Here is a 20,165-nt window from a genome sequence, read left to right as displayed (position 1 = left end):
GCTCCCTACTACCAAATATTACAGATTACTTCACCACCAACTTTAGTCGCTCTCGCTTCTCTATCAGAAATAATTCCTTTAGAAGTTGATAAGATTGAAGTACCTAGACCACTAATAACTCTAGAGATGTCCTTGTAACCACGATACTGTCTAAGACCTGGTTTAGAAACTCTCTCAAGACCTACGATAGCGTCGTCTTTAAGTAATACTTTGATTCTAATATCTGATTGGCTCTTTGCAATAATTTTGAATGAACGAATATAACCTTCGTCTTTCATAACTTTACAAACACCTGCTTTCATTTTCGAAGCTGGAAATTCCACTCTATCGTGTCCAGCATTAATTGCATTTCTAATTCTTGTTAACATATCTGCAATAGGATCAGTCATCATAATTTCGTCTCCTCAACCATTACCAGCTTGACTTAGTTACACCAGGGATCATTCCTCTAAGTGCTAACTCTCTAAATTGAATTCTTGATAGTTTGAACTTTCTATAGAAAGCACGTGGACGACCAGTTAATTCACATCTATTTCTTACTCTAATTGCAGCTGAATTTCTTGGTAGTTTCTGTAGCTTGATCATCGCTTCGAATCTTTCTTCGTCAGAAAGATTTTCATTGATAATAGCAGCTTTAAGTTCTTTTCTTAAAGTACCGTATTTTTCAGCAAGCTTAGCTCTTTTTTTGTTACTTTCAATTTTCGCTTTTCTAGCCATTACATTATCCTCAATTACTTGTTAAAAGGCATACCAAAAAGGTTTAGAAGCTCTCTACCTTCTTCGTTGTTTCCAGCAGTAGTTACGATTGAGATTCCTAGACCTCTTACTTTATCAATTTGATCGTAAGAAATTTCTGGGAAAATAATCTGCTCTTTTAAACCTAAAGTGTAGTTACCTTTTCCATCAAAACCTTTAGAAGAAACACCTCTAAAGTCACGAACTCTTGGAAGAGTGATGTTAACAAGTCTATCAAGGAATTCGTACATTCTATCACCACGAAGAGTAACGTTTGCACCTAAGGCCATACCTTCTCTGATTTTGAAACCAGCAACTGATTTTCTAGCCTTAGCTACAACTGGCTTTTGACCAGTAATAGTACCAAGATCGTTAACAATCGACTGAACAACTTTAGAGTTAGTTACTGCGTCTCTTGTACAACAGTTAACTACTATCTTTTCTAGCTTAGGAATTTGGTTAACATTCTTATAACCAAACTTCTCAGTCATTTTATTTTTAATTTCGTCATTATATAGTTTTCTGAATCTGCTCATTTTTGCCTCTATCCTTAACTCAGTACTGATCCACAAGACACAGCGACTCTAACCTTCTTACCATCTTTTTCTTCAATTTTTACTCTAGTAGCCTTATTTGTTTTTGGGCTAACTACAGCAACATTTGAGATGTGAAGTGGTGCTTCAATGTCTACGATACCACCAGCTGGGTTCTCTTGAGTTGGTTTAATTGCTTTCTTTACTAGATTAACACCACCAACATAAACAACTTTGGTCTTGAAGTTGATTTTCTTAACTTCACCAGTTTTGCCTCTGTCTTTACCTGTTAAAACTACAACATTATCATTAACTTTTAGCTTTTGCATAACTTCCTCACTGAACCTTGATTAAAGAACTTCTGGCGCTAAAGAACAGATCTTCGTAAAGCTCTTGTTTCTTAACTCTCTCGCAACAGGACCAAAAATACGTGTCCCTACTGGTTCATTGTTATTATTTAGTATTACAACGCTGTTCTTATCAAATCTGATGTATGAACCGTCTTCTCTTCTAATTGGGTACTTAGTTCTAACGATAACCGCTTTCTTAACATCACCCTTTTTAATTTTTCCACCTGGTAGTGCTTGCTGAACTGCTACAACAATAATGTCACCAAGATTTGCGTTCATTCTTTTTGAACCACCAAGAACCTTGATACACTTTACTTCTTTAGCTCCAGAGTTATCAGCAACTTCTAACTTAGTTTGCATTTGGATCATTACTAACTCCTAAAATAGGCTTATTAAGCCCTACTTATTTACCTTTAACAGTTCCCACTTTTTGAGTTTTGAATAAGGTTTACTTTCAATAATTGTTACATTGTCACCTAGATTCGCTTCTAAACTTACGTTATGAGCGTGGTACTTTTTAGTTTTTGTAACGAATTTGCTGTAAACAGGGTGCTTGAAACGTCTAGCAACATTCACAACAACTGTATTTTCATTCTTTACAGAAACAACTACACCATCTAGCTTTCTCTTAAACGTATTTGTACTCATGGTTACTCACCTTTAGCATTTTTTGCTGTTAATAATTTAGCAATATTCTTTTTTGCAAGTTTTAGCTCATGAGGTTTTTCGATACCACTTGTCGTTTTAGACATGTTGATATCAAAAATCGCTCTTCTCATTTCAGCTACTTTTGCATCAATTTCTTTACCGCTTAAACCGCTTATATCTTTGTATTCTAACTTTTGCATAACTTCCTCTTAACGATTTAAAGTTCCTGCTGCTCTCTAGAAATAATTCTAGTCTTTACAGGTAGTTTATACATTGCAAGCTTAAGTGCTTGTTTACTTAGCTCAGGATCGATGTGCTTGATTTCAAACATTACTCTTCCTGGTTTTACAACTGCAACCCAAGAATCTGGAGAACCTTTACCTTTCCCCATACGAACTTCAGCTGGCTTCTTAGTAAGGACCTTATCTGGGAAGATCTTGATCCAAACGTTACCACCTCTTTTGATCTTTCTTGTCATTGCAATACGGGCAGCTTCAATTTGACGGTTAGTTATATACCCACATGATAGGGCTTGTATAGCAAATTCACCGAACGTGATAGTATTTCCACGGTTCGCCTTACCCTTCATTCTTCCTTTCTGCTGCTTACGCCACTTTACTTTCTTTGGACTTAACATATTTACCTCAATAAAATAAATTCACTAACGAATTTCCTACTACTTATAGATCTCACCTTTGTAAACCCAAACTTTTACACCGATAACACCGTATGTAGTGTGAGCTTCAGCAGTATTGTAATCAATGTCTGCTCTAAGAGTATGTAGTGGAACTTTTCTTTCTGTATAACCTTCAGCTCTTGCCATCTCAGCTCCGCCAAGACGTCCTGCTGTTCTAACACGGATACCTTTTACACCAGCTCTGAATGCTGACTGCATAACTTTCTTCATTGCTCTTCTGAAAGCTACACGTTTTTCAAGCTGACCTGCAATGTTTTCCGCGATTAACTTAGCTTCCGCATCTGGTCTCTTAACTTCTGCAATATTGAAGATTAGTGTACCTTTAGTAAGTTTCTTAAGGTCGTTTCTAATTTTCTCAATTCCTGCACCTTTTTTACCAATAGCAACACCTGGCTTAGCTGTATAAACAGTTACTTTAACCTGGTTTGAAGTTCTTGATAATTCGATATTAGCTACAGAAGCATTTTTCATGTTTTTTTCAATGTAGTTTCTAATCGCTAGATCTTCGTGAAGTGTTTCACCGTATTCTCTATCGTTAGCAAACCAGTTTGAATGCCATGACTTAATATAACCTAATCTAAAACCGTATGGATGTACTTTTTGTCCCATAATTTATCCTATGCTTCTTTTAGTTCAACTGTTATGTGACTAGTTCTTTTTCTAATTCTGAACGCACGACCTTGAGCTCTTGGCTGAATACGCTTTAAAGTTGGACCTTCGTCCGCTTTAATTGTACCGATAACTAGGTTATCTAGATCATACTTCTCAGAATCAGCTGCGATAGCTAATCCACTATTAATTAATTTTGTTAAAACAAGTGCAATTTCTTTCTTCTCTTGGAAGCGTAAGATTTTTAGCGCTTCAGAAGCTTTCTTCTTTCTAATTAGATCGCAAACCTGTCTTACTTTTCTTGGTGCGATACCAACTCTACTGTTTCTAACTGTAATGGCCATCTGACCTCTCCTTATTCAACTCTAACTTTACTATCTCTTCTTAGCTTTCTTATCTGCACCGTGACCGAAGTATGTTCTAGTTAGTGCAAATTCACCTAATTTATGTCCAATCATGTTATCTGTTACATAAACCGGTATGAATTTTTTTCCGTTGTGAACGGCAAAAGTAAGTCCGATGAACTCAGGAACAATAGTTGATCTTCTAGACCAAGTCTTGATCACTTTGTTACCTTTGTTACCTTCTTCTTGCATTTGTAGAGCTTTTTTCATTAAGCTAATATCAACAAATGGACCTTTTTTTAATGAACGGGCCATATTAATCTCCTACTACTTTCTTCTCTTAACGATGAACTTATCAGTTCTCTTATTAGTTCTAGTCTTGTAACCCTTAGTTGGTGTTCCCCATGGTGATACTGGATGACGTCCACCTGAAGTTCTACCTTCACCACCACCGTGTGGGTGATCAACTGGGTTCATAGCAACACCACGTACAGTTGGTCTGAAACCAAGCTTTCTCTTACGTCCAGCTTTACCAATGTTACGTTTTTCATGATCAAGATTACCAACTTGACCGATTGTTGCTACACAATCAACTTCAACTTTTCTAAGCTCACCTGATGGCATTCTAAGAAGAGCAAAACGACCTTCTTTAGCCATAATTTGAACGTAAGAACCAGCAGAACGTGCTAGCTGACCACCAGCTCCTGGGTACATTTCTACGTTGTGTACAAGAGTACCAACTGGAATGTCCTTAAGCTTCTTAGCATTTCCTACTTTAATATCTGCATCTGCAGAAGCGATTACCTTATCACCAACTTTTAGACCAAGTGGAGCTAGGATGTAGCTTTTTTCACCGTCTAAGTAAGCGATAAGTGCAATATTACAAGTTCTGTTCGGATCGTAAGAGATCGCTTGAACAGTTGCAGGGATATCTGTTTTATTTCTTTTGAAATCAATAATTCTGTATCTTCTCTTAACTCCACCACCTCTGTGTCTAACAGTGATACGTCCAGAGTTATTTCTACCTGCAAAATTTTTCTTAACAGCTGTAAGGCCTTTAACTGGCTTTACACCTTTTGTTAACTCATCACTATTTACGACTTGCATCTTTCTTAGTGAAGGAGTTGTTGGTTTAAATCTTTTAATACCCATAATTTCCTCAGCTAACTAGTTAAACACCTTTAAAAAATTCAATCTTTTGACCTTCCGCTAATTGAACGAAAGCCTTCTTGAATTTACTAGTCTTTTTTACACCTTTACCAGCTCTTTTAACTTTACCTGGAGTGATGTTTGTCTTTACATTTAAAACTTTCACATCATATAGAGCTTCAACAGCATTCTTGATTTGATGCTTGTTTGCTTTTAGATCAACTACAAAACCAAAACGGTTCTGGCTGTCTGTAGCAACAGAAGTCTTTTCAGTGATAAGTGGTTTCTTTAATACATTTTCTAACGTCGCCATAATCTACACCAACTTATTTAATAGGGTTTCTAATGCACTCTTTTCGATAACTAGGTTTTCAAATTTTACTGCTTCGTATACAGAGAAACCTTCTACGGCCATCCCTTTACCCCACTGTAAGTTCTTCACTGCTCTAAGAGCTGGTGAGTTTTTATCAGCAGTTACTACTAAAGCAGGAAGTAAACCCTTACCATTTAATAGAGTGTACATTTCTTTAGTTTTACCAGTTGATTCAATTGTATCTACTACTGTCAACTTTCCAGCTTGGAGTTTGTCAGCAAGTACAGATTGAATTGCAACCTTTGCCATTTTCTTGTTAACTTTTTGAACATAGCTTCTTGGGCTTGGACCGTGAACAGTTCCACCGCCTACCATAAGAGACGATCTAATTGAACCTTGTCTAGCTCTACCTGTACCTTTTTGCTTGAATGGTTTTGCACCACCACCGCTAACATCTGAACGACCTTTAACACAAGCATTACCTTGTCTTCTTCCCGCTAGAGTAGCTTTAACAACCTGGTGAACAGCCGCTACATTAATATCTTCAGCAGTTAAGCTTACTGGAGCAGTAAGTGTTCCTGCATTTTCAAATTTCGAATTTAATACTGTTACATCACTCATAACTTCTTACCTCAGCCTACAATTACTTCTTAAGTGCTTTTGCAATTCTTACAAAACCATTTTTAGAACCAGGTACTGATCCCTTAAGTAGCATGTATCCTTTATCTTGATTAACTTCAACAACCTTGATGTTTTGGATTGTTTTTGTGTCACAACCCATGTGACCAGGCATTCTTTTGTTCTTCCAAACCTTACCAGGAGTCGCTCTGTTACCGATCGAACCACCACGTCTGTGAAACTTAGAACCGTGAGTAGCAGGTCCACCTTTGAAGTTGTGACGCTTCATTTGACCTTGGAACCCTTTACCTTTTGATGTACCTGTTACATCAACATATGTAGAAGCTTCAAATGACTCTAGAGATAGATCTTTACCTAAGTTAGCAGCATCTACGCCTTCTGTTCTAACTTCTGCAAATTTTACAAAGTTATTTTCAACATTAGCAGCTTTAAGGTGACCTTGAGTTGGCTTGTTTACAAGCTTTTCTCTTTTTTCGTAGTAACCTACTTGGTAAGCCTCGTAACCATCTTTGTCTAAAGTTTTAACTTGTGTAACTTTGTTAGGAATTAACTTGATAACTGTAACTGGAACGTGATTCCCAGCTTCATCAAAGATTCTTGTCATACCAGCTTTAACACCATAGATAGTATTAAGCGATACAGTAGCAGTAGTCTCAACTGCTTGAGTTTCTTCTGTCATTTTGCCTCCACAGCATCACTCTTCTCCAAGAGATGCATGCATGGTTAATAATAAAAATTTTTTTCGTTTATACTAGTACTTGATCTCTACGTCAACACCAGCTGATAGATCTAACTTCATTAGGCTATCAACAGTTTGTTGAGTTGGATCAACGATATCAATTAGTCTCTTGTGCGTTCTCATTTCGAATTGCTCACGAGATTTTTTATCTTTGTGAGGTCCTCTAAGAACTGTAAACTTGTTAATTTCTGTTGGTAATGGGATTGGACCCGCTACTCTTGCGCCTGTCTCTTTAGCTGTTTGTACGATCTCATCAACTGAGCTATCTAGAAGCTTGTGATCATATGCGCGTAATTTAATTCTTAACTTAGAAGCTTTCATACTCATCCTATTATCAATTTTAAAAGTTGAACCTGACTTTTACTGTTTTTTTGGGCCTATTGTCAAATTATTTTTACGCTAGGCCATATATTTTTTACGCGTCAATTCAAAATATTGAGCATAAAAAAGGGGTGATTTAAAAATCACCCCAATATTTAACTAAAAATTAGTCTAGAATTTCAGATACTGTACCAGCACCGATTGTTCTACCACCCTCACGGATTGCGAACTTAAGACCTTTTTCCATCGCGATTGGAGTAATTAGCTCTACTGCGAAAGAAGTGTTGTCACCTGGCATAACCATTTCAACACCGTCTGCAAGTGTAATATCACCTGTTACGTCTGTTGTTCTGAAGTAGAACTGTGGTCTATAACCTTTAAAGATTGGAGTGTGACGTCCACCTTCATCTTTTGAAAGGATATATACTTCACAGTTAAATTTCGCGTGTGGCTTAACTGAACCTGGCTTGATTAGACACTGACCACGCTCTACTTCTTCACGCTTAACACCACGTAGAAGAAGACCAACGTTATCACCTGCTCTACCTTCGTCAAGAAGCTTTCTGAACATCTCAACACCAGTTACAGTTGTTTTAGTTGTTTCTTTAATACCAACGATTTCGATTTCTTCGTTAACTTTGATAATCCCTCTTTCAACACGTCCTGTACAAACTGTACCACGTCCTGAAATTGAGAATACGTCTTCTACTGGCATTAGGAAGTCAAGGTCTGTTGCTCTAGCTGGAGTTGGGATGTACTCATCAACTTGTGCCATAAGCTCTAGAACTTTATCTTTACCAATTGCATCGTCTCTCATTTCAAGAGCTGCAAGTGCAGAACCAGCTACGATAGGAATATCGTCACCTGGAAAGTCGTATGAAGATAGAAGTTCTCTTACTTCCATCTCTACTAGCTCAAGTAGTTCTTCGTCATCTACTTGGTCTACTTTATTTAAGAATACTACGATCGCTGGTACACCTACCTGACGTGCAAGAAGGATGTGCTCTCTAGTTTGTGGCATTGGCCCATCAGCCGCTGAACATACTAGGATCGCTCCGTCCATTTGTGCTGCACCTGTAATCATGTTCTTTACATAGTCAGCGTGACCTGGACAGTCTACGTGTGCGTAGTGTCTGTTAGCTGTTTCGTATTCAATGTGTGAAGTATTGATTGTAATACCTCTAGCTTTTTCTTCTGGTGCTGAATCGATTTCGTCGAATTTTCTTACGGCACCACCAAGTGCGTTAGCTAATGTGATTGAAATTGCCGCTGTAAGAGTTGTCTTACCGTGGTCAACGTGCCCGATCGTACCAATGTTTACGTGGGGCTTACTTCTGTCAAAAGATTCTTTTGCCATCTTTTACTCCTGCGTTATTACTTAGTTTAGTAGTTAAAAAATCTAAAGTGTTTTAGATGTATATTCCTCGTTTTTCAAGTATTTCTTTGGCCATATTCATAGGAATCTCTTCATATCTATCAAAATTCATCGTGAAGCTAGCACGACCCTGAGATTTTGAACGTATATCTGTTGAGTATCCAAACATTTCCGATAGCGGAACTTCTGCATCGATAACTTCTTTATCTTGCTTTACACCCATCGAATGGATCTTTCCGCGTTTCATATTAATGTCTGAAATAATATCACCTGTGTAATCAGAAGGTGTTACGATTTCAAGACTCATTTTAGGCTCTAGTAATGATAGGCCAGCTTTTCGGCATGCAGCTCTAAAAGCATTAGAAGCAGCAATAGCATAAGCTACTTCTGAACCTTCATCATCATTAAATTCAGCGGCAACAAGTTTCGCTTTAATATTAATAAATGGATAACCCGCAAGAGCACCACCCATAGATGTATCCTTAATACTCTTTTCAATAGCATCAATAAATTCTTGTGGTAAATCTCTTTTAGTTAATTCAGTTTCAAATAAGACACCAGCTTGCGAATCAGCTTGCTCAACTTCAATAACAGCGTTTCCAAATACCATTTTACCAGCTTGTTCGCGGTGAAATGTATCTGATTCTTTAGCTGTTGACGTGATACTTTCACGATATGAAACTTGAGGATCACCAACACGGATACCTACTTTGAACTCTCTTTCTAAACGATCACAAATAATTTCAAGGTGAAGTTCACCCATACCAAAAATTAGAAGTTGACCTGTTTCTTTATTATGTTGAAAAGAGAATGATGGATCTTCTAGCTTAAGTTGACCTAGGGAACTCATTAGCTTCTTTTCATCATTTGCTGTTTTTGGCTCAATCGCTACTGAAATAACCGATTCTGGAAAATCCATTAGATCATAAATTATAGTACGATTTTCGGCACAAAGTGTTTCACCAGTAACAGTTTCTTTTAAACCAGAAATTGCAATGATATCTCCGGCCTTAGCTTCTTGTAATTCAGTTCTTTTGTCAGCATGCATTTGAAGAATTTTATTAACTCTCTCACGCTTACCCTTATGTGGATTATAAACCTGTGCACCAGACTTAATTGTTCCTGAATAAATTCTGAAAAATGTTAAAGATCCAACAAACGGGTCCGTTGCAATCTTGAAAGCAATTCCAGAAAATGCTTCTTCAGTATCAGGTTTTCTAATTTCTTCTTTATCGTGATTCTTACCGTTAACACCTTTGACTTCCCCACGATCAACTGGAGAAGGAAGGTATGCGCAAACCGCATCTAGTAGAGGCTGAACACCTTTGTTCTTGAAAGCTGACCCACAAAGAACAGCAACGAACTCGTGATTAATAACAGCTTCTCTAATTGCTGTAACAATTCTTTCTTCAGTAATTTCTTCACCCGAAAGATAGTCTTCAGCAAGCTGATCATCATAATCGGCTAATGTTTCAATAAGCTCTTCACGTGCTAACTGAGCATCATCTTCAAGCTCAGAAGGAATATCTTCGATTTGCACAGTTGAACCTAGGTCTTCGTCCTTAAAAAGCACGGCCTTCATTGCAACTAAATCAACAACACCTCTAAATGTATCCTCTGCACCAATTGGTAATTGAATAGCAGCCGCTGTTTTTCCAAGTTTTTCTCTGATCTCATCAAGACACATTTGAAAGTTTGCCCCAACGCGATCCATTTTATTAACAAAAGCAATTCGAGGAACCTTATACTTATCAGCTTGGCCCCATACAGTCTCAGATTGAGGCTCTACACCAGCTACAGCGTCGAATACACCAACTGCACCATCTAAAACTCTAAGAGCTCTCTCAACCTCAATTGTGAAGTCTACGTGACCTGGTGTATCGATGATATTGATATTAGTTTTGTTCCAAGTACAAGTCGTCGCAGCAGAAGTAATAGTAATCCCACGTTCCTGCTCTTGAACCATCCAGTCCATAGTAGCAGCACCATCATGAACCTCACCAATCTTGTGGCTTTTTCCCGTGTAGTAGAGAATACGTTCAGTTGTCGTCGTTTTACCCGCATCAATATGCGCCATAATTCCGATATTACGAATATTTTCTAAACTCATACAAAGTCCTTAAAAATTTAATTTTTGCAGACATATAATTAACATAAATATGGAATTTTAGATAGGAATAAAACTTTGGAGAATAAATGGTTTTAGAAATAAAAAGGCTCCCATTAGGGAGCCTTCTATTAGTTTATTATGGACTTTATTGCTTATTTTCGAACTACCACTTAAGGTGAGCAAAAGCTTTGTTAGCTTCTGCCATTTTGTAAGTGTCTTCACGCTTCTTAACAGCGCCACCTCTACCTTGAGAAGCATCGATGATTTCATCAGATAGTTTCTCAACCATAGTTCTACCACCACGTGATCTAGCATAGTCTCTCAACCATCTTAGAGCTAGTGATTGTCTTCTGTTATTTCTAACTTCAACTGGAATTTGGTAAGTTGCACCACCAATACGACGAGACTTAACCTCTACCGCTGGCTTAATGTTAGAAAGGGCTTTCTTAAATACCTTTAACGGCTCTTCACCAGTTTTTGATTCAACTCTTTGAAGTGCACCATAAAAGATTTTTTCAGCAACAGATTTTTTTCCGTCTTTCATAAGTGCGTTTACACACTTAGCAACTACAACGTCTTGAAAGATCGGATCTGGAAGTACTTCTCTCGTCTGTGCTCTATGTTTTCTACTCATATTTTTTCTCCTTCACCGGAAACAGTTAAAACTGATCGATTACTCACCTCATGCCATGTTGCAATCGGTGTCACAATTAGTTAACTAAAAATTATTTCTTTGGTCTCTTACAACCGTACTTAGATCTTCTCTGTCCTCTTTTATCAACACCTTGGCAGTCTAGTGTACCTCTAATAGTGTGATAACGAACCCCTGGAAGGTCTTTTACTCTACCACCACGAATCATAACGATCGAGTGCTCTTGTAGATTGTGTCCTTCACCACCAATGTATGAAGTAACTTCAAATCCACTTGTTAGTTTTACCCTACAAACCTTTCTCATAGCTGAGTTTGGTTTCTTAGGAGTAGTTGTATATACTCTTGTACATACACCGCGTCTTTGAGGACACGCTTTTAAGGCAGGTGACTTAGTTTTTTCAACTTTATCAGTTCTACCTTTTCTAATTAATTGGTTAATCGTAGGCATTTCCGCTCCTTAACTACAACAATATTTCCACAATAAAAATAGGCTTTTAAGCCCATAATAAACTATAGAGGGATGGTGTAACACACCACCCCTCAATTAAGCAAGTTTTTATAGCATAAGTGTAGAAGTTTCTTCTAGAGAATCATCTTCTTCAACAAATGCTTCGTAATCACGGTACTTCGAGATACCAGAACCAGCTGGAATCAGGCGACCCATAAGTACGTTCTCCTTAAGACCACGTAATAAATCTTTTTTACCTTCAAGTGATGCTTGAGTTAAGATCTTAGTTGTCTCTTGGAAAGATGCAGCTGATAAGAATGAATCAGTAGAAAGAGCTGCTTTAGTAATACCAAGTAGAACTGGTCTTGCTTGAGCTGGCTCATATCCATCAGCAACTAGTTGCTCATTTGTTTCAAGTAATTCTGCTTTAGTTACAGAATCACCAACAACAAATGTAGAGTCACCTGGATCAGTTACTTCAACTTTCTTAAGCATTTGAGAAACGATTACCTCAATGTGCTTATCATCGATATCTACACCTTGTAGACGGTATACAGCTTGAATCTCATCAACGATGTATCCTGCAAGTTCTTTAATACCAAGTACTCTTAGGATATCGTGTGGGTTAGCTGGACCATCCATAATAGCTTCACCTGAACGGATATAGTCACCTTCGTTTACAGTTACATAGCGTCCCTTAGGAATTGTGTAAACTACTGGATCAGATCCATCTTCAGGTCTAATAAGAATTCTTCTAGAACCTCTTACTTCAGCACCAAACTCGATTGTACCAGTTACGTCAGCAATCTGAGATGCTTGAGCAGGTTTTCTAGCTTCGAAAAGCTCAGCTACTCTTGGAAGACCCCCAGTAATATCTTTTGTTTTCGTCGTTTCACGAGAAACTTTAGATACTACGCTACCAACTTCAACTTCATCACCTTCAGTTACAGTTAGTGTTGCACCAACTTGTAGACGGTAAGAAGCTTGTCTGTTTGTTCCAGGAACAATAATTGGGTTTCCATCAGCATCAAGAATCGTAATTCTTGGTTGAAGTGAAGGATCCTTAGTTTCTGTTACAGTTCTTTGAGTTAGACCTGTTACTGCATCTGTTTGCTCAGCAAGAGTTGCACCAACTACTAAGTCTTCAAACTTAACAAAACCAGCTACTTCTGTAAGAAGTGGAATCGAGAACGGGTCCCATTCAATCAGAGTATCCCCTACGTTTACTTCACTACCTTCAGAGAAGTGTAGCTTTGAACCGTAGATTGCTGGATATTTTTCTTTTTCAACACCACGAGCATCTTTAATGATAAGCTCACCAGTCTTGTTCATAACAAGAAGACCAGTTGGTGTTTCAACAGTTACAACATTGTTGTATACAACTTTACCAGATGTACGAACAGTTGTTTTATTTACTTGTGCACCAGCTGTTGCTGTACCACCAACGTGGAATGTACGCATTGTAAGCTGTGTACCAGGTTCACCAATTGACTGAGCAGCGATAACACCAACAGCTTCACCAACTGAAACCATTGTACCTCTTGCAAGGTCGCGTCCGAAACAAGCCGCACAGAAACCGTGTCTTTCGTTACAAGTAAGAACAGATCTAACCTTGATTTGGTCAACTTCTTTCTCTTCTAGTAACACAAGGTCTTTTTCTGTAAGTAGGTGACCTGTTTGAAGAACCTCATTACCTTCTGCAGAGATAACTGGAGCTGCTGTTACACGGCCCATTGCTCTAGAAGCAACGTGCTCTACAACTTCACCAGACTCAATACGAGAAGTTAGTGTAATACCATCAGTTGTTCCACAGTCTTCAGCTCTAATGATACCGTCTTGAGCAACGTCTACTAGACGTCTCGTTAGGTAACCAGAGTTTGCAGTCTTCAGGGCAGTATCGGCTAGACCTTTACGAGCACCGTGTGTAGACGTGAAGTATTGTAGTGCCGATAGACCTTCACGGAAGTTTGAAGTAATTGGCGTTTCAATAATCTCACCAGATGGCTTGGCCATTAGACCCCTCATCGCAGCAAGCTGTCTCATCTGCTGTGCAGAACCCCTTGCTCCTGAGTTTGCCATCATATAAAGAGCGTTGAATGAAGGAGCGTAAATTGGCTCTTCACCTTCTTTATCTGAAGTAAATTCATCAGTAGAAATTTTCTCAAGCATAACCTTAACAAGTTTCTCTGTAGTTTGTGACCAAACGTCAACAACCTTGTTATATCTCTCACCATTAGTGATCGAACCTTCGTTATACTCTTCTGTAATTCCGTGAACTTCATCATGAGCTTCTTTAAGAATTCCTTCTTTTTCAGAAGGGATTTCCATATCAACAACGTTAATAGAAATACCAGCTTTTGTAGCATTGCTATAACCAAGTTGCATAAGACCATCAGCAAGTAGAACAGTATCTTTTTCAGATCCTCTTCTGTAAGCAAGGTCAAGAAGCTTAACTAGTTCTTTCTTACCAAGAATGATGTTTACGTCTTCGAAGTTTAGACATGAAGGAACGATATCGAATACGAATGTACGTCCAACAGTAGTCTCATGTACTTCACCACCAATACGTACCTTAATTGGTGCTTGTAGGTGTAGGTTACCTGAGTGGTAAGCAAACTGAGCTTCTTCTTTAGAAGAGAAAGTTTTCCCGTATCCACGAGCATATGGTCTAACACGAGTCATGTAGTAAAGACCAAGTACGATATCCTGAGATGGAGTAATAATTGGTGAACCATCTTTTGGAGAAAGAATATTATTTGTCGACATTGCAAGAACACGACACTCAATTTGAGCTTCAAGTGATAGAGGAACGTGAACGGCCATCTGGTCACCGTCGAAGTCGGCGTTGAATGCAGTACAAACAAGAGGGTGAAGACGGATAGCCTTACCTTCAATAAGTACAGGTTCGAAACCTTGGATACCAAGTCTGTGAAGAGTTGGTGCACGGTTAAGAAGTACTGGGTGCTCTTGTACAACTTCTTCAAGGATATTCCATACTTCTTCTTTTTGTTGCTCAACCATACGCTTAGCAACTTTAATAGTAGTACAGTGTCCTTTTTCAATTAGCTTGTTGTAGATAAACGGCTTGAAAAGTTCAAGTGCCATAAGCTTAGGAAGACCACACTGGTGAAGTCTTAAGCTTGGACCAACAACGATTACAGAACGTCCTGAGTAGTCAACACGCTTACCAAGTAGGTTTTGACGGAAACGTCCTTGCTTACCTTTTAACATATCAGAAAGTGATCTTAGTGGACGCTTGTTAGCACCAGTAAATACTTTACCACGACGACCATTATCAAATAGAGCATCTACTGCTTCTTGAAGCATTCTCTTTTCGTTTCTGATGATGATTTCAGGAGCATTAAGTTCTTTAAGTCTTCTAAGACGGTTGTTTCTGTTAATAACACGTCTGTATAGATCGTTAAGATCTGAAGTTGCAAAACGTCCTGCTTCAAGTGGAACAAGAGGTCTTAAGTCTGGTGGAAGGATAGGAATAACATCCATCATGAACCACTCAGGCTTGTTTTCAGACTTCATAAGAGATTCAACAACTCTTAATCTTTTAACAAACTTAGTTCTTGCCATCTCTGTAGTTGCGTTAGCAAGACCACGTCTTAGGTTCTTATTTTCAAGATCGATATCAAGCTTAGAAAGTAGCTCTTGAACAATTTCTCCACCCATACCAGCTTCGAAATCAATACCTTGATCTTTAAGTTCATAATATTGTTGCTCAGAAATTACGCGACCTACATCTAGACCACCTTCAACACCATCAGTTGCTGAAGCAGTTACGATATATGCTTCATAATATAGAACTTTTTCAAGTTCTTTAAGAGAAAGGTTAAGAAGAGCTGCCATTCTTGATGGAAGTGAACGTAGGAACCAAATGTGAGCAACTGGAGTTGCTAGTTCAATGTGTCCACATCTTTCACGACGTACTTTTGAAAGTGTAACTTCAACACCACACTTCTCACATACAACACCTCTGTGCTTCATTCTCTTGTACTTACCACAGATACATTCGTAATCTTTTACTGGTCCGAAAATCTTTGCACAGAATAAACCGTCTCTTTCTGGCTTATAAGTTCTATAGTTAATAGTTTCTGGTTTTTTTACTTCACCAAATGACCACTCTCTGATTGTATCAGGAGAAGCAAGCTTGATAGATACACCTTCAACGCTTACTGGATCTTTTGGCTTATCAAAAAAGTTTAAAAGGTCTTTCATTTTTTTATGCCCTCTTAATATACGGCAGGACTAAGCCTGCCATAAATTAACGAATAGATTCTTCAATTCTGTCTTCTTCAAGTTTAACGTCTAGACAAAGTGCTTGAAGCTCTCTGATTAGAACGTTGAACGATTCAGGAAGACCTGGTTCTAGTACTTGCTCACCTTTAACGATTGACTCATACATTCTTGTTCTACCGATAACGTCATCTGACTTAACAGTTAAGAACTCTTGAAGAGTATAAGCTGCACCGTATGCTTCAAGTGCCCAAACTTCCATTTCCCCAAGTCTCTGACCACCGAACTGAGCCTTACCACCAAGTGGCTGCTGAGTTACAAGTGAGTAAGGACCTGTAGAACGTGCGTGAAGTTTTTCATCTACAAGGTGGTGTAGCTTAAGCATGTACATAACACCAACAGTAACGTCCTCTGCGAAAGCATCACCAGTCTTACCATCAAATAGAGTTGTTTTACCATTTGACTCAAGATCAGCTAACTCAAGCATTTCTCTGATATCTGCTTCTGAAGCACCATCAAATACTTTAGTAGAGAAACGAACACCGCTTGTAAGTTTCTTAGCAAGGGCCATAACAACATCATCTGCTGCAGACTTTAACCAAGCTTCAACTTCTGGCGTCTTATAAATTTTGTAAATGAAATCCTTAATCTCGTGAACTTTCATTTGCTCTTCAAGCATAACCTTGATTTTTTCACCAAGACCACGTCCGGCCCATCCAAGGTGAAGCTCAAGAAGCTGTCCGATGTTCATACGAGAAGGTACCCCTAGTGGGTTAAGTACGATTTCAACAGGTGTACCATCAGCAAGATAAGGCATATCTTCACGTGGAACTACGTTAGAAATAACACCTTTGTTACCGTGACGACCGGCCATCTTATCACCTGGCTGAAGCTTACGCTTAATCGCAACGTATACAGTAATCTTTTTGATTACACCTGGAGGAAGTTCATCACCTCTATGAAGTTTTGCAATCTCATCAGTTGTCTTAGCTCTAACTCTGTTGATCTTGTTTCTAACATCTGCGAAATACTCAGATAGTTTTTCTTCAAGCTCAGCTTGTAGTGGTAAGTAACCAATTAGCTCAAATGGAATTGATGCAAGAATTTCACCTGTAATCTCTGTTCCTTTAGAAAGTAGTTCAGCTGAACCATCTTCAGAAACAAGTACATCAGTAACTTTTGCACCTTTAAGCATATCTGCAATCTTAAGAATTGCTGAAGTTTGGATTGCCTTAATCTCAATTCTTTCATCTCTTCTTAGAAGAGTTGTCTCTTGCTCGATAATATCCTTAGATCTTGAACAAAGCTCAACACCTTCACGAGTATAAACTCTAGCATCAATTACTGTACCGTAAACAGATGAAGGAACTCTTAGTGAAGTATCTTTTACGTCACCAGCTTTATCACCGAAGATAGCTTTAAGAAGTTTTTCTTCTGGAGAAAGTTGAGTTTCACCTTTTGGTGTAATTTTACCAACTAGGATGTCTCCTGGCTTAATGATAGCACCAACTCTAACGATACCAGCTTCATCAAGATCTTTTAAAGACTCTTCTGAAACGTTTGGAATATCGCGAGTGATTTCTTCTTTACCAAGTTTAGTATCACGAGCTTCAACTTCGAATGCTTCGATGTGAATTGAAGTAAACACGTCTTTTGCAAGAAGGTCTTCAGAAATCAGGATCGAGTCTTCGTAGTTATAACCACCCCATGGCATGAATGCTACAAGTGGGTTTTGCCCTAGTGCTAGGTCACCGTTATCAGTACCAGGTCCGTCAGCAAGAACGTCACCTTTCTTAACGATATCACCTTCTTTTACAAGAGCTTTTTGGTTATTACATGTGTTCTGGTTAGTTCTTTGATATTTTACTAGTTTGTAAATATCTACACCAGACTCACCGTCTTTGAAGCTATCTCTTTGAATAACAATTCTGTTTGAATCAACAAAGATAACTCTTCCGTTGTCGTTTGCTACAAGAACTGCGCCAGAATCTCTAGCTACAATTCTTTCAGTACCAGTACCAACGATAGGAGCTTCAGTTTTAACAACAGGCACGGCCTGTCTCATCATGTTCGATCCCATTAGGGCACGGTTGGCATCATCGTGCTCTAGGAAAGGAATTAGTGATGTTGCAACTGAGATCATCTGAGTTGGAGAAACGTCCATCAGGTTAACTTCTGATGCATCAACAAGTGTGAATTCACCAGAAGCACGTGCTGCAACTTGAGCACCAACTAGCTGACCTTCTTTAATGTTATTAGCATCGATCTGAGCGATAACTTTACCTTCCTCTTGGAAAGCAGTGAAATACTCTACATCACCAATCTTTTGATCTTCACCAATAGTTAGGTATGGAGTTTCAATGAAACCGTATTCAGATACTTTTGCAAATGTTGCAAGAGAAGTAATTAGACCAATGTTTGGTCCTTCAGGAGTCTCAACCGGACACATTCTTCCGTAGTGAGTTACGTGAACGTCACGAACTTCGAAAGATGCTCTTTCTCTCGTTAGACCACCTGGCCCAAGAGCTGAAAGACGACGCTTGTGAGTTACTTCTGAAAGTGGGTTCGTTTGATCCATAAACTGTGAAAGTTGTGATGAACCAAAGAATTCCTTAACGGCAGCAGCAACTGGCTTTTGATTAACAAGATCGTATGGCATCATTGTATCAATTTCTTGAATTGCCATTCTTTCTTTAACCGCTCTTTCCATACGAACTAGACCAACTCTAAATTGGTTTTCAAGTAGTTCACCTACAGGTCTAACACGTCTGTTACCTAAGTGGTCGATATCATCAACACGTCCCTTACCGTTGTTAAGTTCAACAAGGTACTGGATAGTTGTAATAATATCTTCTTTAGTTAAAACAGTGTTCTCAACAGGAACATCAGTCTTAAACTTATAATTGATTTTCATACGACCAACACGAGATAGGTCATATCTTTCTTCATCAAAGAAAAGTCCTTGGAAAAGAACTTCAGCAGCTTCAACCGCTGGAGGTTCACCTGGTCTTAATCTTTCGAAGATTTTTAGAAGTGCATCTTCTTTAGCATCTGTTTTATCTAGAAGAAGAGTGTTTCTGATCTGATCACCAAAGTTGATCATATCAATGTAAAGACATTCTACTTCAGATACACCAGCAGCAATTAGTTCCTGAATCTTTGCTTCAGAAAGCGCTTCGTTAGCAAGACAGATTACTTCACCAGTAGTTTCATTGAAGATATCTTTAGCTGCAACTTTACCTACAACCTCTTCAAGCTGAGCAGGAATTTCAGTTACACCAGCATCCGCTAATCTCTTAATAGATGCTTTAGAGAATTTCTTCCCTTTTCTAACAATTGCTTTACCAGTTTTTGGATCAAGAACATCATTTGTTGCACGAGTTCCAGTCATTAGAGATAGGTCTAATGATCTTACAAACTCACCATTCTTAGCAAACTTGATTGTTTCAATATTGTAGAACATATCAAGAATTTCTTCAGTACTGAAACCAAGCGCTTTAAGAACTACAGTTGCATGTAATTTTCTTTTTCTATCAATTCTAGCAAATAGAATATTCTTATGATCGAATTCGAAGTCTAGCCAAGAACCTCTGTGAGGAATAATTCTTGCAGAGTAAAGAAGCTTACCACTTGAGTGCTTCTTCCCACCGTCGTGTTCAAAAACGATACCAGGAGATCTGTGAAGCTGAGAAACAATAACTCTCTCAGTTCCGTTATATACAAAAGAACCAGTCTCTGCCATCAGAGGAATGTTTCCTAAGTAAACTTCCTGTTCTTTAATTGAAGAAACAGTTCTTTGTTCATTACCATCTTTGTCAACAGCTACATCATAGAATACTAGACGAACAACTACCTTAAGTGGCGCTTCATATGAAAGGCCTCTTTGACGACACTCTTTTACAGTGTACTTAGGTTGTTCTAGTGAGTAGCTTACGAACTCTAACGATACAGTTTTGTTAAAGTCGTGGATTGGAAATACAGAGTTGAATACAGCCTGTAATCCCATTTCTTCTCTTTGAGAAGGAGGTACGTCCTTTTGAAGGAAATCATCATAGGACTTCTTTTGTAGAAGCATGAGTGGAGGCGTCTCTAACACAGATGGTGTTGAGGCAAAGTTCTTACGAAACCACTCGTTTGGTCTAAAAACCTCAGTCATTATGGTTCTCCCGGGTTTTAATTGTTTTAACGTGCACGTATATTTTTTAGTTACTTAATAACTTTTTTTTTCGGTTTTTACAAACGCAAAAAAGGTGTGAAG

At 38.4% G+C, this 20,165-nt stretch carries 22 protein-coding genes; all 22 read right to left on the bottom strand.

Features of this window, described 5'->3' with window-relative positions; genetic code table 11:
• Positions 1 to 8: 8 nt before the first annotated feature.
• The 22 genes from rpsH to rpoB all read right to left on the bottom strand — a co-directional run bounded on the left by rpsH (position 9) and on the right by rpoB (position 20,063).
• Entirely contained in the window at positions 9 to 389 is a 381-nt protein-coding gene (rpsH, locus tag ACMAWV_RS01955; RefSeq protein ID WP_040313878.1) for a 30S ribosomal protein S8, read from the bottom strand.
• Positions 390 to 411: 22 nt separating this feature from the next.
• Positions 412 to 717 (bottom strand): 30S ribosomal protein S14, encoded by a 306-nt coding sequence (gene rpsN, locus ACMAWV_RS01950; RefSeq protein WP_103219257.1) that lies wholly within the window; start codon positions 715 to 717, stop codon positions 412 to 414.
• A gap of 14 nt (positions 718 to 731) precedes the next feature.
• A complete protein-coding gene (gene rplE / locus ACMAWV_RS01945) occupies positions 732 to 1,271 on the bottom strand; it encodes a 50S ribosomal protein L5 (RefSeq protein ID WP_103219256.1) in 540 nt (179 codons plus the stop codon).
• 14 nt (positions 1,272 to 1,285) lie between these two features.
• Entirely contained in the window at positions 1,286 to 1,597 is a 312-nt protein-coding gene (gene rplX / locus ACMAWV_RS01940) for a 50S ribosomal protein L24 (protein ID WP_103219255.1), read from the bottom strand.
• Between the two features lie 21 nt (positions 1,598 to 1,618).
• Positions 1,619 to 1,987: a 50S ribosomal protein L14 gene (rplN, locus tag ACMAWV_RS01935; protein WP_103219254.1), complete on the bottom strand. Its 369-nt coding sequence runs from the start codon at positions 1,985 to 1,987 to the stop codon at positions 1,619 to 1,621.
• Between the two features lie 30 nt (positions 1,988 to 2,017).
• Entirely contained in the window at positions 2,018 to 2,266 is a 249-nt protein-coding gene (gene rpsQ / locus ACMAWV_RS01930; RefSeq protein WP_021266428.1) for a 30S ribosomal protein S17, read from the bottom strand.
• Between the two features lie 2 nt (positions 2,267 to 2,268).
• Positions 2,269 to 2,466 carry a 50S ribosomal protein L29 gene (gene rpmC / locus ACMAWV_RS01925; protein ID WP_103219253.1) on the bottom strand — a complete coding sequence of 66 codons (198 nt, stop codon included), beginning with the start codon at positions 2,464 to 2,466 and terminating at the stop codon, positions 2,269 to 2,271.
• A gap of 17 nt (positions 2,467 to 2,483) precedes the next feature.
• Positions 2,484 to 2,903, bottom strand: coding sequence for a 50S ribosomal protein L16 (rplP, locus tag ACMAWV_RS01920; protein WP_021266311.1), 420 nt, complete (start codon positions 2,901 to 2,903; stop codon positions 2,484 to 2,486).
• A 39-nt stretch (positions 2,904 to 2,942) separates the two neighbouring features.
• On the bottom strand, positions 2,943 to 3,572 hold the full coding sequence (gene rpsC, locus ACMAWV_RS01915; protein WP_021265986.1) for a 30S ribosomal protein S3: 630 nt from the start codon (positions 3,570 to 3,572) through the stop codon (positions 2,943 to 2,945).
• A gap of 8 nt (positions 3,573 to 3,580) precedes the next feature.
• A complete protein-coding gene (rplV, locus tag ACMAWV_RS01910) occupies positions 3,581 to 3,916 on the bottom strand; it encodes a 50S ribosomal protein L22 (RefSeq protein ID WP_103219252.1) in 336 nt (111 codons plus the stop codon).
• A gap of 30 nt (positions 3,917 to 3,946) precedes the next feature.
• The gene (gene rpsS, locus ACMAWV_RS01905; RefSeq protein ID WP_021266332.1) at positions 3,947 to 4,231 is read right to left on the bottom strand and encodes a 30S ribosomal protein S19; all 285 of its coding nucleotides are present in this window, start codon (positions 4,229 to 4,231) and stop codon (positions 3,947 to 3,949) included.
• 12 nt (positions 4,232 to 4,243) lie between these two features.
• Positions 4,244 to 5,068: a 50S ribosomal protein L2 gene (gene rplB, locus ACMAWV_RS01900; RefSeq protein ID WP_103219251.1), complete on the bottom strand. Its 825-nt coding sequence runs from the start codon at positions 5,066 to 5,068 to the stop codon at positions 4,244 to 4,246.
• Positions 5,069 to 5,087: 19 nt separating this feature from the next.
• Positions 5,088 to 5,378, bottom strand: a complete 291-nt coding sequence (gene rplW / locus ACMAWV_RS01895; protein ID WP_103219250.1) for a 50S ribosomal protein L23 — start codon at positions 5,376 to 5,378, stop codon at positions 5,088 to 5,090.
• Between the two features lie 3 nt (positions 5,379 to 5,381).
• Positions 5,382 to 5,999: a 50S ribosomal protein L4 gene (gene rplD, locus ACMAWV_RS01890; protein WP_103219249.1), complete on the bottom strand. Its 618-nt coding sequence runs from the start codon at positions 5,997 to 5,999 to the stop codon at positions 5,382 to 5,384.
• 22 nt (positions 6,000 to 6,021) lie between these two features.
• The gene (gene rplC, locus ACMAWV_RS01885) at positions 6,022 to 6,696 is read right to left on the bottom strand and encodes a 50S ribosomal protein L3 (protein ID WP_021265983.1); all 675 of its coding nucleotides are present in this window, start codon (positions 6,694 to 6,696) and stop codon (positions 6,022 to 6,024) included.
• A gap of 72 nt (positions 6,697 to 6,768) precedes the next feature.
• Positions 6,769 to 7,077 (bottom strand): 30S ribosomal protein S10, encoded by a 309-nt coding sequence (gene rpsJ, locus ACMAWV_RS01880; RefSeq protein WP_021265868.1) that lies wholly within the window; start codon positions 7,075 to 7,077, stop codon positions 6,769 to 6,771.
• Between the two features lie 166 nt (positions 7,078 to 7,243).
• Entirely contained in the window at positions 7,244 to 8,434 is a 1,191-nt protein-coding gene (gene tuf, locus ACMAWV_RS01875) for an elongation factor Tu (protein WP_393022178.1), read from the bottom strand.
• A gap of 52 nt (positions 8,435 to 8,486) precedes the next feature.
• The gene (gene fusA, locus ACMAWV_RS01870; protein ID WP_103219303.1) at positions 8,487 to 10,562 is read right to left on the bottom strand and encodes an elongation factor G; all 2,076 of its coding nucleotides are present in this window, start codon (positions 10,560 to 10,562) and stop codon (positions 8,487 to 8,489) included.
• Positions 10,563 to 10,725: 163 nt separating this feature from the next.
• Positions 10,726 to 11,196, bottom strand: a complete 471-nt coding sequence (rpsG, locus tag ACMAWV_RS01865; protein WP_103219304.1) for a 30S ribosomal protein S7 — start codon at positions 11,194 to 11,196, stop codon at positions 10,726 to 10,728.
• 91 nt (positions 11,197 to 11,287) lie between these two features.
• Positions 11,288 to 11,662 carry a 30S ribosomal protein S12 gene (gene rpsL, locus ACMAWV_RS01860; RefSeq protein ID WP_021266546.1) on the bottom strand — a complete coding sequence of 125 codons (375 nt, stop codon included), beginning with the start codon at positions 11,660 to 11,662 and terminating at the stop codon, positions 11,288 to 11,290.
• A 108-nt stretch (positions 11,663 to 11,770) separates the two neighbouring features.
• A complete protein-coding gene (gene rpoC / locus ACMAWV_RS01855) occupies positions 11,771 to 15,889 on the bottom strand; it encodes a DNA-directed RNA polymerase subunit beta' (protein WP_103219305.1) in 4,119 nt (1,372 codons plus the stop codon).
• Positions 15,890 to 15,935: 46 nt separating this feature from the next.
• Positions 15,936 to 20,063, bottom strand: coding sequence for a DNA-directed RNA polymerase subunit beta (gene rpoB / locus ACMAWV_RS01850; RefSeq protein WP_103219306.1), 4,128 nt, complete (start codon positions 20,061 to 20,063; stop codon positions 15,936 to 15,938).
• Positions 20,064 to 20,165 lie beyond the last annotated feature (102 nt).

Origin of the sequence: Halobacteriovorax sp. RT-1-1 (assembly GCF_047085455.1) — a bacterium.
In the GTDB taxonomy this organism is placed as follows: domain Bacteria; phylum Bdellovibrionota; class Bacteriovoracia; order Bacteriovoracales; family Bacteriovoracaceae; genus Halobacteriovorax_A.
Note: the sequence above shows the minus strand (reverse complement) of the source record. Positions and strands in the feature narration are given on the sequence as shown.

Bases quoted from the DNA above. Each gene is read 5' to 3' on its own strand.
- rpsH (WP_040313878.1), bottom strand. From the start codon at position 389: ATGACTGATCCTATTGCAGATATGTTAACAAGAATTAGAAATGCAATT.
- rpsN (WP_103219257.1), bottom strand. From the start codon at position 717: ATGGCTAGAAAAGCGAAAATTGAAAGTAACAAAAAAAGAGCTAAGCTT.
- rplE (WP_103219256.1), bottom strand. From the start codon at position 1,271: ATGAGCAGATTCAGAAAACTATATAATGACGAAATTAAAAATAAAATG.
- rplX (WP_103219255.1), bottom strand. From the start codon at position 1,597: ATGCAAAAGCTAAAAGTTAATGATAATGTTGTAGTTTTAACAGGTAAA.
- rplN (WP_103219254.1), bottom strand. From the start codon at position 1,987: ATGATCCAAATGCAAACTAAGTTAGAAGTTGCTGATAACTCTGGAGCT.
- rpsQ (WP_021266428.1), bottom strand. From the start codon at position 2,266: ATGAGTACAAATACGTTTAAGAGAAAGCTAGATGGTGTAGTTGTTTCT.
- rpmC (WP_103219253.1), bottom strand. From the start codon at position 2,466: ATGCAAAAGTTAGAATACAAAGATATAAGCGGTTTAAGCGGTAAAGAA.
- rplP (WP_021266311.1), bottom strand. From the start codon at position 2,903: ATGTTAAGTCCAAAGAAAGTAAAGTGGCGTAAGCAGCAGAAAGGAAGA.
- rpsC (WP_021265986.1), bottom strand. From the start codon at position 3,572: ATGGGACAAAAAGTACATCCATACGGTTTTAGATTAGGTTATATTAAG.
- rplV (WP_103219252.1), bottom strand. From the start codon at position 3,916: ATGGCCATTACAGTTAGAAACAGTAGAGTTGGTATCGCACCAAGAAAA.
- rpsS (WP_021266332.1), bottom strand. From the start codon at position 4,231: ATGGCCCGTTCATTAAAAAAAGGTCCATTTGTTGATATTAGCTTAATG.
- rplB (WP_103219251.1), bottom strand. From the start codon at position 5,068: ATGGGTATTAAAAGATTTAAACCAACAACTCCTTCACTAAGAAAGATG.
- rplW (WP_103219250.1), bottom strand. From the start codon at position 5,378: ATGGCGACGTTAGAAAATGTATTAAAGAAACCACTTATCACTGAAAAG.
- rplD (WP_103219249.1), bottom strand. From the start codon at position 5,999: ATGAGTGATGTAACAGTATTAAATTCGAAATTTGAAAATGCAGGAACA.
- rplC (WP_021265983.1), bottom strand. From the start codon at position 6,696: ATGACAGAAGAAACTCAAGCAGTTGAGACTACTGCTACTGTATCGCTT.
- rpsJ (WP_021265868.1), bottom strand. From the start codon at position 7,077: ATGAAAGCTTCTAAGTTAAGAATTAAATTACGCGCATATGATCACAAG.
- tuf (WP_393022178.1), bottom strand. From the start codon at position 8,434: ATGGCAAAAGAATCTTTTGACAGAAGTAAGCCCCACGTAAACATTGGT.
- fusA (WP_103219303.1), bottom strand. From the start codon at position 10,562: ATGAGTTTAGAAAATATTCGTAATATCGGAATTATGGCGCATATTGAT.
- rpsG (WP_103219304.1), bottom strand. From the start codon at position 11,196: ATGAGTAGAAAACATAGAGCACAGACGAGAGAAGTACTTCCAGATCCG.
- rpsL (WP_021266546.1), bottom strand. From the start codon at position 11,662: ATGCCTACGATTAACCAATTAATTAGAAAAGGTAGAACTGATAAAGTT.
- rpoC (WP_103219305.1), bottom strand. From the start codon at position 15,889: ATGAAAGACCTTTTAAACTTTTTTGATAAGCCAAAAGATCCAGTAAGC.
- rpoB (WP_103219306.1), bottom strand. From the start codon at position 20,063: ATGACTGAGGTTTTTAGACCAAACGAGTGGTTTCGTAAGAACTTTGCC.